This is a genomic window from Kitasatospora sp. NPDC089913 (assembly GCF_044748625.1).
Classification (GTDB): Bacteria; Actinomycetota; Actinomycetes; order Streptomycetales; family Streptomycetaceae; genus Kitasatospora.
In genome coordinates, this window is sequence record NZ_JBIVGI010000044.1 from 1 (window position 1) to 16,254 (window position 16,254).

Consider the following 16,254-nt stretch of genomic DNA (forward strand, 5'->3'; position numbering starts at 1 on the left):
CTCCCCGGCCCTGACCGACTTCGTCTTCATGGTCCGCGAGACCTCGCAGATGTTCATCACCGGCCCCGACGTGGTCCAGGCCGTCACCGGCGAGAGGATCAGCCAGAACGGGCTCGGCGGCGCCGACGTCCACGCCGGCGTCTCCGGCGTCTCGCACTTCGTCTACGACGACGAGCAGTCCTGCATCGAGGAGGTCCGCTACCTCCTGTCGCTGCTGCCGCAGAACAACCGCGAGATGCCCCCGCCGGTCGTCAACGACGACCCGGTGGACCGCCGCAACGAGACCCTGCTCGACCTGGTGCCCGCCGACGGCAACCGGCCGTACGACATGCGCAAGGTCGTCGAGGAGATCGTCGACCACGGCGAGTACCTCGAGGTCCACGAGCGCTGGGCCACCAACGTGCTCTGCGTGCTCGCCCGGATCGACGGCCGTCCGGTCGGACTGGTGGCCAGTCAGCCGCAGTCGCTGGCCGGGGTGCTGGACATCCACGCCAGCGAGAAGGCCGCGCGCTTCGTGCAGTTCTGCGACGCCTTCAACTTCCCCCTGGTCACCGTGCTCGACGTCCCCGGCTTCCTGCCCGGCGTCGACCAGGAGCACGACGGCATCATCCGGCACGGCGCGAAGCTGCTGTACGCCTACTGCAACGCGACCGTGCCGCGGATCCAGCTGATCCTGCGCAAGGCCTACGGCGGTGCCTACATCGTCATGGACTCCCGCTCGATCGGCGCCGACCTCTCCTTCGCCTGGCCGACCAACGAGATCGCCGTCATGGGCGCCGAGGGCGCCGCCAACGTCGTCTTCCGCCGCGAGATCGCCGCCGCCGACGACCCGGACGCCGCGCGCGTCCAGCTGGTCAAGGAGTACACCGCCGAGCTGATGCACCCGTACTACGCGGCCGAACGCGGCCTGGTGGACGACGTCATCGACCCCGCCGAGACCCGCGCGACGCTCGTCGCGGCACTGGCGATGCTGTCCACCAAGCACGCGGACCTGCCGAGCCGCAAGCACGGGAACCCGCCGCAGTGAGCGGCCCACCACAGTCGTACGGCCACCGTGCCGGCCGTGCGGAACGGATGCGTCATGTCCCACCTCGAGGCTCCGGAGACCGTTGAGCGGCCGGGCGCCCGGCCGACCGCGTCCGAGCTGGAATTTCGCCTCCTCGGCCCGGTGGAGGCGGTGGCCGACGGCCGGGAGATCAGGCTGGACGGCGCCAAGCAGCGTTCCGTGCTGGCCGCCCTGCTGCTGTCCGACGGCCGCGTGCTCCCCGACGAGCGGCTGCGTGTCCTGCTCTGGGGATGGGACCCGCCCGCGACCTGGACCGCCCAACTGCACACCTACGCCTCGCGGCTGCGCGGGCGGCTCGGCCCCGGGGTCGACCTGGTCCGCCGCGCGCCCGGCTACCGGCTGGACATCGGCGGGGCCCGGGTCGACCTGCACGAGTTCCGCCGGAGCGCCGAACTCGGCCGCCGGGCCCTGGAGGCGGGCGCCTACGCCCGCGCCGCCGCACTGCTCTGCGCCGCGCTGGCGCACTGGCGCGGCGCCCCGCTCACCGGGGTCACCGCGCAGCTGGCCGGGAAGGAGCTGCCGGCCCTGGAGGAGAGCCGGCTCGCCGCCCTCGAGAACCGCGTCGAAGCGGACCTCGCCCTGGGCGGCCACCGGGCGGCCGTCGCCGAACTGCGCGGACTGGTCGCCGAGCATCCGGCCCGGGAGCGCCTGCGCGGGCAGCTGATGGCCGCCCTCTACCGCTGCGACCGCCAGAGCGACGCCCTGGAGGTGTACGAGCAGGGGCGGCGGCTGCTCGCCGAGGAGCTGGGTGTCGACCCGGGCCCGACCCTGCGGGGGCTGCACCGGCAGGTCCTCACCTCCACCCTGCCAGGTCCGGCCGCCGCCGGGCGGCACCCGGCCGTACCCGTCGCGCCCCCGGCCCCCGCCGCCGCCTCGGCTTCGGCCGCCCGGCTCACGACCGGGGTCCCGGCGCCGACCCGGGCAGCCCGGGACGAACCCGCGGCGGAGCACCGGACCGGCGCCTGGAGCGGGCTGGTGCCGGCCATGCTCCCGCCCGCCGTCGCCGACTTCGCCGGGCGCGAACGCCATCTGACCGCACTGCGGTCCGTCCTCGGGGTCCCGCCGGAGCGGCAGGACTGCGTCCCGGACCCGGCCGGACCGGTGGTGCTGACCGGCGGCGCCGGGTGCGGGAAGTCCGCGCTGGCCGTCCGGGCCACCCACCTCGTCCGTCCGGCGTTCCCCGACGGCGTGCTCTACGCGGACCTGCGCGGCCCCGACGGCCGCCCGCGCGACCCGGCCGAGGTGCTCCGTGCCTTCCTGCGCGCCCTCGGGGCGGAGGAACGCGGGCTGCCCGGCGGCCCGGACGAGCTGGTCCGGCTCTACCGCAGCAGGCTGGCCGGGCGGAGGGTCCTGGTGGTGCTGGACAACGCCCACGACGAGCGGTCGGTCCGCCCGCTGCTCACCTCCGACCCGTGCGGCCGTACCGTCGTCACGAGCCGCTCCGCGCTCCCCACCGTCGAAGGGGCCCAGCGCTTCCGGATCGGCCCGCTGGACTTTCCCGCGGCCTACCAACTGCTCGCCGCGGCGGGGCGGGAACGGGTGAGCGCGGACCCGGCGGCCACCGCCCGGATCGTCGAGCTCTGCGACCGGCTGCCGCTCGCCCTGCGGATCTGCGCCGGCCGGCTGGCCGCCCGCCCGCACTGGACGACGGCCCGGCTGGCCGACCGCCTCGCCCCGGCCGAGCACCGGCTGGACGAGCTGCGCCTCGGTGAGCTGGACGTCCGGGCCAGCCTGGCGGCGGACCTGCCGCGCCTGTGTCCGGCCGCTCGGGCCGCCCTACGGGTGCTCGCCCGGGCGGAAGCCGACAGTTTCACCCCCGCGGAGGCCGCGGTCCTGCTCCCCTCCTCCGAGCGGGAGGCCGAGGAAGTCCTGGAACTGCTGACCGAGGCGAGGCTGTTGACGGCCGACCCCGACCCGGCCGAACTGCGCTACCGGATCTCCTCGTTGGTCCGCCTGGTGGCCCGGGAGCAGTCGGCCGCCGCGCTCGTGGCCTGAGCGCTCCCGGGCCCGGCCGGCCGGACCCCGCGGTCCGGCCGGCCGCCCCGCGTGGTCACCGTCAGCCGCAGCCACCGGCGTGGCCGAACTCCAGACTGCGCTCCGGCATCCGGGCGGCCGTCGCGAGCAGGTCCGGGTCGCCGAGCAGGCGTTCGATGTCGATGTACTCCGGGCGTGCCTGCTCGGTCGCGGCGGTGTCGGTGGTCGTCGTCTCCATGGGGGCCTCCGTCTCGTGTCTCGGGTTCTGCTGAGGGAATGAGCATCCGGCCGGTGGCTATGACGTCCCTATCGGGCCGCCGCGGCGGCCCGGCCGGTCCGGCGGCCGGGCTATAGAAGTCCTATAGCCCGGCCCCGTGGTGCGCCGTCCGTCCGGCCTCAGCTGTCGATCAGCCGGGTGAACACGACGGTGTCGAAGATGTCCTCCATCCGGACGGCCAGCCCGTCGCGGAAGGTCCACGAGTGGACGAACGGCAGGGTCTCGGTGCGGCCGCCCAGCGAGGTGACGTCACGGACGCCGAACACCACCACCCGGTCGCCGGAGTGGACGAACTCCTGCGGTTCGAGCCGCATTCCGCCCAGCACCCCCGAGACCTTGCCCAGGAAGTCCAGCACGCCCCGGTGGCCCAGTTCGGTACCGCCGAGCCCGTACTCGGCGAGGCCGTCGGGGTGGACCCATTCGACACCCGGGTCCAGGGTCGCCAGCAGCGCGGCCGCGTCACGGTCGTGGAACGCGCGGTAGGCCGCGTGGACGAGGGCGAGGTTGTCGTTCTCCTGGGGCATCTGCCGCTCCTCAGTGCTGGACGGGCTCGGACCCGGCGTACTCGGGCCTGAGATGGTCGGGGTGGAGGGCCGCGAGGGTCCCGCGGATCCCCTCGCGCCAGTCGACCCGGCACGGGCCGGTCAGCGCGTGACGCAGCGCGGGGTCGAACCGGTAGGTCTCCCGGGTGACTTCGCTCGGGACCAGCAGCGCGGACACCCCGGTCAGCTCCTCGAGGTGGCGGACGCAGTCGGTGATCCCGACCGCCTCGTCCCCGCCCCAGTTGACCAGGGTCGCGGGGACCGAGGCGGCGTCCCACAACCGGGGCACCTGCCGGACGATGTCGTCGGTGTGGATGGGGGAGCACCAGTTCTGGCCCTCCAGCGGCACCGGGATGGGCTGGCCGTCGAGCATCCGCTGGAAGTACAGCATCGGGACGCCGCCGTAACCCCCTGGTCCGTAGGCGATGTTGAGCCGGGCGATGGTGGTCGGCAGGCCGAGCACCCGGGCCAGCGCGCGGACGGCGCCCTCGGTCGCGATCTTGCCGACCGGGTAGGCCGGCAGCCAGTCCGCGACGCCGTCCACCGGGTCGTCCTCGGTGTAGGCGTGGTCGAGGGTCTGTCGGGCGTACAGCGCTCCGGTCGACACGAACAGGAAGGCCTCGGCGGTGCGGCAGTGCGCCATCAGGCGGCCGGTGGCCGTGGTGTTGACGTCGATCGTCCGGTTGAAGTCGCCGTCGTCACCGCGCCGGACCGCGGAGTGGATGACGTGGGTGAAGTCCTCCGGCAGTCCCTTGAACGCGTGCTCGGAGTCGTCCTCCATGTCCCACTGCCAGGTGACGACGCCCCGCGCCCGCAGTTCCTCGGCCACCCCCGGGGTGCCGAAGCGGCCGATGCACCACACCTCGTTCCCGGCGGCGAGCGCCTCCGCGACGGGCCGCGCTACCTGACCGGTGCCGCCGGTCACCAGGATCTTCCTGCCGTTCAACTGCCTTCTCCCATCGCCCGGTCGATCTCCTTGCGCAGAATCGCCTGGAAGGCCGCCACGTGCTGCGGGCCCATCAGGGTGTAGTGCTCTCCCGGTACCTCCACGTACCGGTTGGGCTCCTCGGTGAAGTCGTCCCAGCGGCGCAGCTCGTTCGCCAGCCAGTCCTCCTTGGTGCCCCGCAGCGGGTCGGCGTAGAAGACCGTCATCGAGCGGACCGAGCCGCTCGGCCGGTACGACTGACCCAGGCCGGTCAGCCGGTCGGCGAGTTCCGCCCAGGCGGCGAACTTCTCCTGGTCCAGGTCGAGTTCGGCGATCCGGTCGGGCCGGGCCAGGGCCAGCAGCCGGGCGGTCCGCTCGTCCTGCGGCAGGCTGCGGAGCTGCCCGGGCAGCTCCGCAGCCTGCCGCTTGTCGATCAGCGCCAGGAAGAACGCCAGGTTGACGGCCGTCTCGACGAAGTCCAGCTCGTCCATCCGGTACTTGATGTGCGGCGGCAGGTTGAAGCTGCCGAGGAAGTCCACCCGCTCGCCCCGCTCCTGGAGCACCTTGGCGATCTCGAAGGCCACCGCGGCGCCGAAGGAGTAGCCGGCGAGGGCGTACGGGCCGTGCGGCTGCCGCTCCCGGATCGCGTCCACGTACGTGTCGACCATCTCCTCGAAGGTCCGGAACGGCTTCTCGCCCTCCTCGAACCCGCGGGCCCGCAGGGCGTGGAACGGCCGGTCCCCGACGAAGTACTGGGCCAGGTTGACGAACACCAGCACCTCGCCGACCCCGGGGTGGACGCAGAACAGCGGAGTCCTGTCGCCGCCCGTCTGCATCGGCACGATCGGGTCGTACGCCGTCTCACCCAGCCCCCGCGGCTGGGTGAGACGGGCCGCGAGCGAGCGGACGGTCGGTGCGGTGAGGACGGTGACGACCGGCAGGTCCCGCTCGCCCAGCCGCTCCGCCACCAGGCCGCGCAGCCGCAGGATGTCCAGCGACGTGCCGCCCAGGTCGAAGAAGCTCGCGACGGCACTGATCCGGGCCGGGTCGGTGCCGAACAGCTCGGCGTAGATCCCGGCGAGGACCCGTTCCGTCGGGCCCGCCGGCGCGATGTACCCGCCGAGCCGGCGGGCTGTCAGCGCCTCGACCTCGCGGCGTTCCGGCCCGTAGCCGCCGGCCTCCAGCCGTCGGCGCATCAGCGCCCGCTGGATCTTGCCGAGGCTGGTCTTCGGAAAGGCCTCCGGCGCGAGAGGCAGGATCAGGGCGGGCCGGAACCCCCAGGTCAGCACGGTGGTGCTGCGGATCGCGGCCAGCGTCCGGTAGCGGCCCGCCTCGTCCTCCACGGGCAGCGGGCAGTGGAAGGCGATCACCAGCTGCTCCGTGTCGCCGCCGGTCGGGCGGGTGGGGAACGCGGCGACGTAGGAGGGGTCGACCCCGTCCAACCGCGCCAGCACGGTCTCCAGTTCGTGACTGAAGTAGTTGACGCCGTTGACGATCACGCTGTCCTTGCTGCGCCCGACCAGGGTGAGCCGGCCCTCGTCGATCAGGCCGAGGTCGCCGCTGCGGAACCAGCCGTCGGCGGTGAAGGCCGCCGCGGTCGCCTCGGCGTCGTTGTGGTACCCGCGGGTGATCATCGGGCCGTTCAGCTGGAGCTCACCGACCTCGCCCCCGGGCAGCGGGCGGTCGTCGGCGTCGGCGATCCGGATCCGCAGGCCGTCCACCGGGGTGCCCAGGTTCGCGAACTCCCGGCCCTCGTCGGTGTGCGGGAAGCCGAGCGAGTAGACGCTGCCGGCGCAGGTCTCGGTCATCCCGAAGGCGGGCCACAGTGCCGCGGGGTCCAGGCCGTACCGCGCGTACCGTTCCAGGAAGGTGCGTCCGGTCGCGCCGACCACCGCCTCTCCGCCGCTGACGATGTGCCGCAGCCGGGTCAGGTCGAGCGGTTCGTGCTCGTCGGCCGCGATCCGCTCGGCGGCGGTGTTGAGCAGCCCCAGCAGGAAGTTGGGGGTGAACGTCATGGTCACCCGGTGCTCGGAGACGAGCCGCAGGAACTCGGGCGGATCCCCGAGGACGACCTGCGCCGGGGCGTGGACCTGGCGGCAGCCGACCGACAGCGGCAGCAGGTGGCACTCCAGCAGCGCGGCGACGTGGTCGAACGAGACCCAGTTGAGGGCGGTGTCCGTCCCGGTGAGCCGGTGGTACCCGTTCTTCGCGCTCATCGACGCCAGCAGGTTGGCGTGGCTCAGTTCGACGGCCTTGGCGTTCCCGGTCGACCCGGAGGTCAGGACGAGGACCGCGACGTCCTCCGGCGCGGCCCGGTGCGGCTCGCCGACGGGCGCGCCCCCGGCCTCGCGCAGGATGTCGGTGGTGGTGACCGCCAGGCCGTCCAGCAGCGGGAGCTCGGCCACCAGCGCCGCGTCGGTGAGCACCAGTGGCTTGTCCAGGAGCGCGTCCACGTGTCCGAGTTGGTCGGCCCAGCGGCTCCGGTCGGTCCGCAGCGGCGCCATCGGGCAGGGGACGAAGCCGCCGAGCTGGGCGGCCCAGAACGCCGGGAGGAACTCCGCGGGGTCCTCCAGCAGCAGGACGACCTTGTCCCGCGGTCGCAGTCCGCGGGCCCGCAGTCCGGCCAGCAGCCGGCCCGCCTCGTGCAGCAGCTCGGTGTGGCTCTGGTCGCGGTGTCCCGCGCCGGAACCACCGGCGCAGTAGCGGATTCCGTTCGCCGGGTGTCGCTCGGCGGCTCTCAGCAGCAGATCGGAGATGATCTCCGGTGGGTGCGTCATGGTTTCTCCTAAGCAGGACTTTGGTGGAGCCGGGGGGATCGAGCAGGGAGAAGCCCCTCGTTCGGAGAAGTTCGGTGTTCGGAGAAGTCCGGTGGGCCGTGGACCACGGGGCCGGGGAAGGCACGGGGCCGGGGAAGGCACGGGCCCCGCGGTCGACCGCGGGCCCTCGTGCTCGAACCTAGGCGCTGTCCCGTCTGGCGGGACGGGCGCTGGCCTGAAAGGACGCCGGATGCTACGGCTGGTGATGGACGCGTAGCCCCGGGTGCCGGAAGCGGACGGCGGGTGCGCCCGACGGGCCGAAAGTCGGCAACTTGTTGTCGGAATCGCCGTCGCACGGCCCGCTCCGGAACTGTTCTGCTACAGGGCCCCGAATTGCGCCGGACGAACGTTCATTGACGGAGGATGGGTGTCTCACTAGGGTGAGATGGATCTTTGTCCCGTCGCGCGTCTCTCACCAGAAGGGGCTCTTCCGCTTCGGACGGCATGTGCTTTCGTCCGGGGGCGGGACGTGCGCGACGGATGAGCGTAAGCAGATCAAAACGGGGGCTAGGACAGTGGGAGTCAGGAATTTAACCACCGCACCGGAAGCGGAACTTCCGAAGGTGCACGCGGAACACGTCGAGGAGACCCTCCTCAGAGCCAGGGCGTTGATCGAGTCGACGGTCTCGCTGCACCGCCGACGGACCGGCGGGCCGGCACCGGTGTCACGCACCGACGCGGGGGCGGTCGGCCAGGCCATGGAGCAACTGGTCGCCGGTGCCCGCCGCTCGGTGAGCCTGGCGCTCGTCGCGGACGGCAAGTTCGTCGTCGAGGCGCGCCGGACACTCGCCCGGCTGCCGGAGGAGGAGGGGCCCGGCCGCCCGGGCCCGGTGGTGCGGGTGCTCTGCGTGGGTCCGGCCGCCGAGAGCGCCGTCGGCCTGCTCGCCGACCTGCACCTGCCGCAGACCGAGGTACGGGTCTCCGAGACCGACCTGCGCGAGGTGCTGATCGTCGACGGCCGCGGCGCGCTGGTCCGCTCCGGAGCCGGAGACGACGGGCGGGACGCCGTCACCGTCAACGACCCCGCCGTGGTGCGGGCCCTCGACCTGTTCTTCGCGGGGGCCTGGTCACGCGCCAGACCGCTGGCCCGCCACCTGTGCCTCAGTCCGCGTCTCGACAGCGACCAGACCAGGCGCGTCCTGGAGATGCTCCGGGAGGGCCACACCGACGAGGTCGCCGCACAGGAACTCCACGTCTCGCTGCGCACCTACCGTCGCCACGTCGCGGAGATCATGCGCGAGCTCGGCGCGAACTCCCGCTTCCAGGCGGGATTCCGGGCGGTCGAGCTGGGGCTGCTGCCCAGCCAGGGGTGACCGGCGCCGGCCCCCGTCCGCCCGTCGGCGGGCGGGGGCCGTGCGCGGACTGTCAGCAAGGCGACGGAGAGGTTGGGGCACAGTGCCGGATCGGTCCGTGGACGAGCTGGAGGAGGCCCTGCTCGGGGTGAGCGCGCTGATCGAGTCGACGGTCGCGATGAATCGCGACCGCTACTCCACCGATCGGCTCGTCACCGCGATTACCGGCCCCTACCGGAACGTCCTCAGCACGGCGGAGGAGATGATCACCGGCGCCCGGTCGAGCATCGACATCGTGCACGCTCGGCGGGTCCACGAGGAGGAACGCTCGGAACGTTCCGAGCGGGGGCTGCTGTACAAGGCGGATCCGTCCGTCACCGTCCAGTTGCTCAGCTCACCCGAACTGCTCGACGAGAACTTCGTCCGCGAGCAGATCGGCCAGCCGCACCCGGCGGCGATCCGGGTGGCCCGGGTCCCCCCGATCCAGGCGATCATGGTCGACCGGGAGGCGGCGCTGGTGGTCACCGGCGTCATGGTCAACCGGCGGGCCGCGGTGATCCGGGTGCCCGAGGTGATCCACACCCTGCAGATCCTCTTCGACAACGTGTGGCGGGGCGCCGTGCCCGCCGGCGAGCGCATCGTCTTCGGCGACCGCTCCCGGGCGGCCTTCGCCCGCCAGATCCTGGGCGCCCTGCGCGCCGGGGTCACCGACGAGGTCGCCGCCCGCGACCTCGCCGTCTCGGTGCGGACCTACCGCCGCTACGTGGCCGAGATCATGGCCCTGCTCGGCGCCAACTCCCGCTTCCAGGCAGGGGTGCGCGCGGCCGAACTGGGCCTGCTGCCCCCGGCGGGCCGCCCCGGCTCCGGCTGACCGGACGGCGGACGGCGGACGGCGGGCGGCGCCCGCCCCATTCAGTGGTCGCGCTCGGGCACGTCGGTCTCCTCGCCCGGTTCCTCACCCTCGGGCTGAGAGGCGATCAGCTCCGTCAGGACGTCGATGTACGCGGCGAGGACCTGCCCCCACGGAGTGTCGGACGCCTGCAGGTGGGCCGCTTCCTCGGCCTCGTGCTCCTGCTCGATCTGGTCCAGCACGGACAGCGGGTGGGGAATACGAACGGGGTCGAGCCGATCGTCGTCCATAGCTCCTCCTGAATTCGGCGCATCTCCCTGGTACGGCCCCCGTTTCGCACCCATTATCGGCAACTGGCCTATGCCGCGCCTTGAGTCGACCTGTACTGAGACACCCGAACGCGCCGTACGGTTGCCCCGCGGGCCACGGCTTCCGCGCGGGCGCGGTCCGGGGCGGGCGCGGGCGGTGTCCGGGCGGCGCGGTCAGCCGTCGGCGGCGGTGCGGGCGTCGAGGACCCGCAGGGCCGTCCCGGACCAGCGGATGTTCTCGCGCTCGAACGCCATGCCGCGCAGCAGGGTCAGATACGGGCCGACGCGTTCGGCCCCGGCGAGGTGCTGCTCCTCGGTGCGGCCGTCGAGGAGCTTGGTCCGCAGGCGCTCGTAGCGGGCGAGCTTGGCGCGGGCCCACTCCAGACGTTCTGCGACGGCGGCGCGGACGGCGGCGGCGTCACCGGCGTCGACGCTCTGGACCTTGACCATCAGCTCGTCGCGGATGGTGGTCGGCTTGCTGGTGTGCTCGGCGGTGTAGGCGTGGACGGCGGCGAGTCCGGCGTCGGTGAGGGAGAAGAGGCGCTTGTTGGGGCGCCGTTCCTGCTCGACCACCCGGGCGGAGATGAGGCCGGCCGCCTCCATCCGGTCCAGCTCGCGGTAGAGCTGCTGCGGGGTGGCCATCCAGAAGTTCGCCACCGAGGCGTCGAAGCCCTTGGAGAGGTCGTAGCCGGAGGCCTCGCCCTCCAGGAGGGCGGCCATCACCGCGTGCCGCAGAGCCATGCGGTCACGCTAGCAGCCACTGGTCAACAAGGCGACTAATGGCTATGGACAGTACGTTCCCGACCGCCCCATACTCGCCGGTACACCTACTCAATTCGATGACTAGGAACCGGAGACCTCCCCATGCACCCGTTCCGCAAGGCGGTCGAGGACCGCGACGCCCGGGCCATGACCGAACTCCTCGCCGAGAACGTCGTGTTCACCAGCCCGGTCGCGTTCAAGCCCTACCCCGGCAAGGCCATCACCGGCGCGATCCTGCGCGCCGTGCTGCGGGTCTTCGAGGACTTCGCCTACGTCCGCGAGATCGGCGACCCCGACGGACGCGACCACGCCCTCGTGTTCACCGCCACCGTCGGCGGCAAGCAGCTCCAGGGGTGCGACTTCCTCCACCTCGACGAGGACGGGAGGATCGACGAGCTCACCGTGATGGTCCGCCCGCTCTCCGCCGCGCAGGCCCTCGCCGCCGCGATGGCCGCCGAGTTCGACCGGATCGCTGCCGAAGCCGCCGGAACGGCGGACCCCGCGACGGTAGATGCGGCCGGCTGACCGCCTCGCCGACTGCGAGGAGGTCACCGCCCGGGACCTTGCATCCAGCGCCCCCTCCGGCCACCCACGCGATGCTCGGCCCGGACGCGGTTCCCGTCGCTGTCCGGGCCGGGCCGACAGCCACCTCGCTCCCGCGACCCCGGGTCCGCGTGCGGGCTGCGACCGCGACTTCACGATCGAGGACGGGGGACCCCGGCCTTGAGATCCGCTGAAACATTGTCGGGCGCCTCCGGATGTCCGGTCCCGCCGTCGTGCGGCGGCGGGGATCCAGGGGCAGTCGACGGACGTGTCAGAGAGATGCGGGCACCCGCACCTCGGCGACCGGCACGAGGAAGGTGCTCGGTGCCCCGTGCCAGGAGAGCGAGAGGGCCTCTCTTGCCCGCGTACAGGCGACGAAGAGCAGACTGAGCTCGCCGGCGAGGTCCTCCCGGTGCTGCTGCGCGTCGGACTCCAGCGGAGTGATCGCGCTTCGCATGGGCACGACGGTGTCGCAGACGCCTGCCACCGCGACGCAGCGGAACTCCAACCCCTTCATGCGGTGCATCGTCCCGATCCGTACGCCCGTTCCCGACGCCCCGGTGCCGAGTACCCAGGCAGGTGTCCCAGCCTGCTCAAGGGCTTGAGCGATGTCGCGTCCCAGCTGGACGAACCGCACCGCCACGCCGATGTCCTCGGGGCGGACGCCGGATCCGATCCACTTCTCGATGCGTGCGACCAGTGCCTTGATCTCCTCGGCCTTGCCGGGGTGGCCGTGCACATCGGGGTGTGCACCGTGCAGAGTCGAGTGGTAGCCGGCAAGGGACTCCTCCCCGCCGTCCATGTCGTCCGGTCGCTCACCGGTGAGGAGGGACGCGGCCCAGGTCAGGATCTCGTGAGTGGTTCGGTAGTTGATCCGAAGACGCGAGGACCTGCCGGCGACCTGGATGCCGAGCGAACGGAGCGAGACCTTGTTGCCGTAGATCCGCTGATGAGTGTCACCGGCGATGAAGAGGTCGTCGGGCCCGGGGGCGACCAGCGCCCTGAGGAAGCGCCACTGGGCGGGGTGCAGGTCCTGTGACTCGTCGACCACCACATGTCGGAACGGACGATCGGACGGTTCGTCCAGAACCTGTGCGGCTCGCGCGCACACCTGGAAGAACGTCCATTCCCCGGACTGCCGCAGCTTTTCCTCGAACGCCACGACCGCGCGCCACAGCTGGGCTTTCTGCAGTGGGCCGAGCCGCTTGCCCCGGCCGTCCCGCGGCGCCTTGAGGTACTGCTCCGGGCTGGTGATCGCCTGTGCCAGGACGACCTGCCGCCACTCCTGGTCGAGGAAGGTATCGGCGAAGTCGAGGCCGAGCCCCCGGGAGATCCGCCCCCAGCGGGCGAGGATCTCCCGCTGGTCGACGAGGATCTTCAGCGGCGCACCGCCGCGCTCCCGGCGGACGACCTCGTTCGCCAGCGCGTCGACGTTGACGACCCGGACCTTCGCCCTGACCCGCTCGTCCGCGATCAGCAGTGCCAGACAGCGTTCGAGCTCCGCGGCGAGGTCCTTCGTGAAGGTCGTGAGCAGCACGCACCCGTCCGGCGCGTCCGCCGGCAGCCGGCGGGCCAGCTGGTGCGCGCGGTGCAGTGCCACCACTGTCTTCCCGGTCCCGGGGCCGCCGGTCACCCGGGCCGGACCGCCGTAGGACTCCCGGTACGCGATGCGGTACTGGGCGGGGTGGAGGAAGATCCGCCAGGTGTCGAACGGCCGCTCCAGGATCTCCAGCAGTTCCGTGGGGCCGGAGACCAGGGCGACCCGGCCACGTGCATGGGCCATGGCGGCGACCAGGCCGTCCCCGGACGGCTCGGCCTCCTCGGGTACCGCGCTCCGCGCGTAGGCCTGGACGATCTCGCGGTCGACCTCCTCGGGCTCCATGCCGCTGGCGAGCCCGAGCAGAACGTCGAACTGCTGCTCCGGCAGGACGGTGTGGAGGGCCTCCAGATGGGTGTCGTCCGGCAGCAGCCGAATGATCGGCAGAATCTCCTCCTCGATGCCCAGCTGCCGAAGGACCTTGTCGGAGTGGCCGGCGAACAACCGCCGGGACTCCTCGCCGGCCACTGCCCTCAGCGACTCGGTGGCATGCTCCAGTGCGACGTCGTTCCGGATTTCCACGCCCTGCGTGGCCGCGTTGACCGACGCCCGGTGCTTGCACGCCCAGTCGTTCGCCTTGTCGTGGGGGAGGACCTTCAACAGCAGGTAGACATCGCCTTCTTCGGCCTTGAGGACCACTCCGCGCCAGAAGTCGGTGATCCGGATGGTGCGGATCCGCGGGTCCCGCTGGTTGGTCAGCTTCTCCAGGTGCGCGCCCGTGTGGGTGGCCGAGGCGAACTTCTCGAAGGCCTCGCTGACCCGCCGTTGCACCGGTTTCTCCAGGGCCGCGAACTCCAGCAGAAAGTCCCGGTGCATTCCCAGCGTCGCCACGCGGGCCCCCTTGCGCATCGGTCGATCGGCGGCAGTGCGCACACTGTACTGGGCCGGGGCGATCAGTCGGGATGCGTACGTACGGCTGCCGTACACTCCCCGGGGCGGGAGGAGGCACATGCAGCACATCGGCCGGGGCACCGTGCTCGGAAATCGGTACGGGCTGGAACAACCCCTGGCGCGAGGGTCGATGGGGCACGTGTGGCAGGGCCGTGACCGCCATCTCGGCCGAGCGGTCGCGGTCAAGCTCGTCCCGGCCGATCTGCTGTCCGATCCGGCGGGCCGCGACGGAGTGCTGCGCCGCTTCGAACTGGAGGCCAAGGCGGCGGCGGCACTTGACCACGTCAACATCGCGACCGTGCACGACGCGGACATCACCGGCGAGACCTGCTGGTTGGTCATGCAGCTCGTGGTCGGCTCGACCCTCGGTGTCCTCCTGGACGAACGGGAACGCCTCGATGTCGAGTCCGCTGTCGCCGTGGCCGCACAGCTGTGCGCGGGTCTGTCGGCGGCGCACGCCGCCGGGCTGGTGCACCGGGACCTCAAGGCCGAGAACGTGATGGTCGCCCAGGACGGCGTCGTCAAGATCCTCGACTTCGGCCTGGTCAAGGTGGTGGCGGACAACGGTCCGCGGCTCACCTCGACCGGCGAACTGCTGGGCAACCTCCAGTGCGCCTCCCCGGAGCTGCTCAGGGGCTCACCGGTCCTCGACGCCCGCAGCGACCTCTACAGCGTGGGATGTCTGCTGCACCTCATGCTGACCGGTCGCCCGCCGTTCGACGCCTCGACGCCGCCCGCTCTGGTGGCCGGGCATCTCGGTGCGCCGCCGCCCCTTCTTGCGGACTGCGGGGTCGAGGTGCCCGCCGGCCTCCAGGAGCTGGCCACCGCGTTGCTCGCCAAGGAACGCGAGGCGAGGCCCGGGTCGGCCGCCGAAACCTATGCCGCACTCGGACCGTACCTGCCGGCGGCACAACCGGGACCGGACGCGCTGCGCCGCTTCGGCCCGGAGGACCCCCGGCGCCCGTTCGTGCTTCCGCAAGGCCCCTACCCGGTGTGACGGCACGGTTGCTCCCGAATGAGAGGATGCTCCGGACAGTGCTGGTGGGGTGCGAACGAAGCTGTGACTGGGGACGGGACGCGTGACACGGGAGATCCTGGGACGCTACGAGTTGTCGGACCTCTTGGGCCGGGGCGGGATGGGCGAGGTCTGGGCCGCGCGGGACCGGCTGGCCGGCCGCCGGGTGGCGGTGAAGTTCCTCTCCTCGCACGGGCACGGTGACGTGTCCACCGCCTTGGAGCAGCGGTTCCTGCGGGAGGCCCGGCTGACCTCGGCCCTGCGCCATGTCGGCGTCCCTGTCGTGCATGACCACGGGAAGCTCGGCGACGGCCGGCTGTACCTGGTGATGGAGCTGGTCCCGGGGGAGACCTTGTCGACACTGCTGAAGTCGGGGCGGTTCCCGATCCACCGGGCTGCCTCGGTGGCCGCGCAGACGGCCGATGTACTGGCGCATGCGCACGCCAACGGCGTGATCCACCGAGACCTGAAGCCGTCCAACCTGATGCTCACCCCGACCGGCGCGGTCAAGGTGCTCGACTTCGGTATCGCCGCCGCGTTGGAGCCGGGGCCGGACGAGCCGCGGCTCACCGCCACCAATGCCACGCCCGGGACCGCCGGGTTCATGGCCCCGGAGCAGGCGGAAGGGCGCTCGGTCGCCGCGAGCGACCTGTACGCCCTGGGGTGCCTGCTGTACGAGCTGCTGGCCGGTACTCCTCCGCTCACCGCGCCGAATCCGGTGATGCTGATGTACCGGCACGCGACCGAGGAGCCGGAGCCGGTCACCGCACACCGCCCCGACCTGCCCGGCGCACTCGCCGACCTGGTGATGCGGCTGCTCGCAAAGGCACCGGAGGACCGCCCTTCGTCCCAGGAGGTCCGCGTCACCGCGGCCCGGTGGGCGGCGGAGGCGTCCGGCGGCGAGGCCGAGGCCGAGGCCGAGGCCGCACTGGAGCGGTACGACGGGCTGTTCACGGCCGGCGACCCGGGGCGAGCCCATGAGGGGTACACCGGCCTGGCCGAGCGGCTTGCCGGCAGCAGGGCCGTTGACGATCCGCAGGTGTTGGCCTGCCGGGCGGGTGCTGCCCGCTGCCTGGTCGTGCTCGGGCGTCCTTCCGAGGCTCGTGACGCGTTCGAGGCCCTCCTGCCGTTCCAGACGCGAGCCCTCGGTGCCACGCATCCGTCCGTCTTCGACACCCGGTACCGGATCGCCAAGCTGGTCGCCGACTCCGGCGGCCGGGCGCGAGCCCGTGAGCTTCTCGTCCTGCTGCGGGATGCCCAGCGTGCGGCTCTGCCGGATGCCGATCCCGGCGTCGTCCGGACAGTCCGGCTGATCGAACGACTGGACCGGATGCTCGGCTAGATCTGTGAACTTTGTACACAGGTTCAATGTGGTAGGATCCGCGTCGGCCGGCCC

Annotated in this window: 14 protein-coding genes; 7 read left to right on the forward strand and 7 right to left on the reverse strand. The window is 72.2% G+C overall.

Features of this window, described 5'->3' with window-relative positions; genetic code table 11:
• Together ACIPYS_RS37640 and ACIPYS_RS37645 are read left to right on the forward strand one after the other, a co-directional pair.
• Window positions 1-1,027 (forward strand): acyl-CoA carboxylase subunit beta (locus tag ACIPYS_RS37640; RefSeq protein WP_400754788.1); only part of this gene is annotated, 1,027 nt, incomplete at its 5' end.
• Window positions 1,028-1,081: 54 nt separating this feature from the next.
• Entirely contained in the window at window positions 1,082-3,061 is a 1,980-nt protein-coding gene (locus tag ACIPYS_RS37645; protein ID WP_400754791.1) for a BTAD domain-containing putative transcriptional regulator, read from the forward strand.
• A 61-nt stretch (window positions 3,062-3,122) separates the two neighbouring features.
• On the opposite strand, the gene ACIPYS_RS37650 is transcribed toward ACIPYS_RS37645, so the two are convergent.
• The 4 genes from ACIPYS_RS37650 to ACIPYS_RS37665 all read right to left on the reverse strand — a co-directional run bounded on the left by ACIPYS_RS37650 (window position 3,123) and on the right by ACIPYS_RS37665 (window position 7,561).
• Window positions 3,123-3,278, reverse strand: coding sequence for a hypothetical protein (locus ACIPYS_RS37650; RefSeq protein ID WP_400754794.1), 156 nt, complete (start codon window positions 3,276-3,278; stop codon window positions 3,123-3,125).
• Window positions 3,279-3,436: 158 nt separating this feature from the next.
• The gene (locus ACIPYS_RS37655; protein ID WP_400754797.1) at window positions 3,437-3,841 is read right to left on the reverse strand and encodes a nuclear transport factor 2 family protein; all 405 of its coding nucleotides are present in this window, start codon (window positions 3,839-3,841) and stop codon (window positions 3,437-3,439) included.
• Window positions 3,842-3,851: 10 nt separating this feature from the next.
• Entirely contained in the window at window positions 3,852-4,805 is a 954-nt protein-coding gene (locus tag ACIPYS_RS37660) for an NAD-dependent epimerase/dehydratase family protein (protein WP_400754800.1), read from the reverse strand.
• A complete protein-coding gene (locus ACIPYS_RS37665) occupies window positions 4,802-7,561 on the reverse strand; it encodes an AMP-binding protein (RefSeq protein ID WP_400754803.1) in 2,760 nt (919 codons plus the stop codon). The genes ACIPYS_RS37660 and ACIPYS_RS37665 overlap by 4 nt, the downstream gene beginning before the upstream one ends.
• 602 nt (window positions 7,562-8,163) lie before the next feature.
• Here ACIPYS_RS37665 and ACIPYS_RS37670 point away from each other — a divergent pair.
• Window positions 8,164-8,913, forward strand: a complete 750-nt coding sequence (locus ACIPYS_RS37670; protein ID WP_400754806.1) for a LuxR C-terminal-related transcriptional regulator — start codon at window positions 8,164-8,166, stop codon at window positions 8,911-8,913.
• 82 nt (window positions 8,914-8,995) lie between these two features.
• Complete coding sequence (locus ACIPYS_RS37675; RefSeq protein WP_400754809.1) at window positions 8,996-9,763, forward strand: LuxR family transcriptional regulator; 768 nt, start codon at window positions 8,996-8,998, stop codon at window positions 9,761-9,763.
• A 41-nt stretch (window positions 9,764-9,804) separates the two neighbouring features.
• On the opposite strand, the gene ACIPYS_RS37680 is transcribed toward ACIPYS_RS37675, so the two are convergent.
• Both ACIPYS_RS37680 and ACIPYS_RS37685 read right to left on the reverse strand, forming a co-directional pair.
• On the reverse strand, window positions 9,805-10,032 hold the full coding sequence (locus ACIPYS_RS37680) for a DUF6269 family protein (RefSeq protein ID WP_400754812.1): 228 nt from the start codon (window positions 10,030-10,032) through the stop codon (window positions 9,805-9,807).
• Window positions 10,033-10,224: 192 nt separating this feature from the next.
• On the reverse strand, window positions 10,225-10,791 hold the full coding sequence (locus tag ACIPYS_RS37685) for a PadR family transcriptional regulator (RefSeq protein ID WP_400754815.1): 567 nt from the start codon (window positions 10,789-10,791) through the stop codon (window positions 10,225-10,227).
• 123 nt (window positions 10,792-10,914) lie between these two features.
• On the opposite strand from ACIPYS_RS37685, the gene ACIPYS_RS37690 reads away from it, so the two are divergent.
• A complete protein-coding gene (locus ACIPYS_RS37690) occupies window positions 10,915-11,337 on the forward strand; it encodes a nuclear transport factor 2 family protein (RefSeq protein ID WP_093859887.1) in 423 nt (140 codons plus the stop codon).
• A 289-nt stretch (window positions 11,338-11,626) separates the two neighbouring features.
• On the opposite strand, the gene ACIPYS_RS37695 is transcribed toward ACIPYS_RS37690, so the two are convergent.
• Window positions 11,627-13,783, reverse strand: coding sequence for a UvrD-helicase domain-containing protein (locus ACIPYS_RS37695; protein ID WP_400754819.1), 2,157 nt, complete (start codon window positions 13,781-13,783; stop codon window positions 11,627-11,629).
• 118 nt (window positions 13,784-13,901) lie between these two features.
• Here ACIPYS_RS37695 and ACIPYS_RS37700 point away from each other — a divergent pair, with 118 nt between their 5' ends.
• Together ACIPYS_RS37700 and ACIPYS_RS37705 are read left to right on the forward strand one after the other, a co-directional pair.
• A complete protein-coding gene (locus ACIPYS_RS37700; RefSeq protein ID WP_093859886.1) occupies window positions 13,902-14,840 on the forward strand; it encodes a serine/threonine-protein kinase in 939 nt (312 codons plus the stop codon).
• Window positions 14,841-14,922: 82 nt separating this feature from the next.
• The gene (locus ACIPYS_RS37705; protein ID WP_400754823.1) at window positions 14,923-16,200 is read left to right on the forward strand and encodes a protein kinase; all 1,278 of its coding nucleotides are present in this window, start codon (window positions 14,923-14,925) and stop codon (window positions 16,198-16,200) included.
• Window positions 16,201-16,254: the final 54 nt, after the last annotated feature.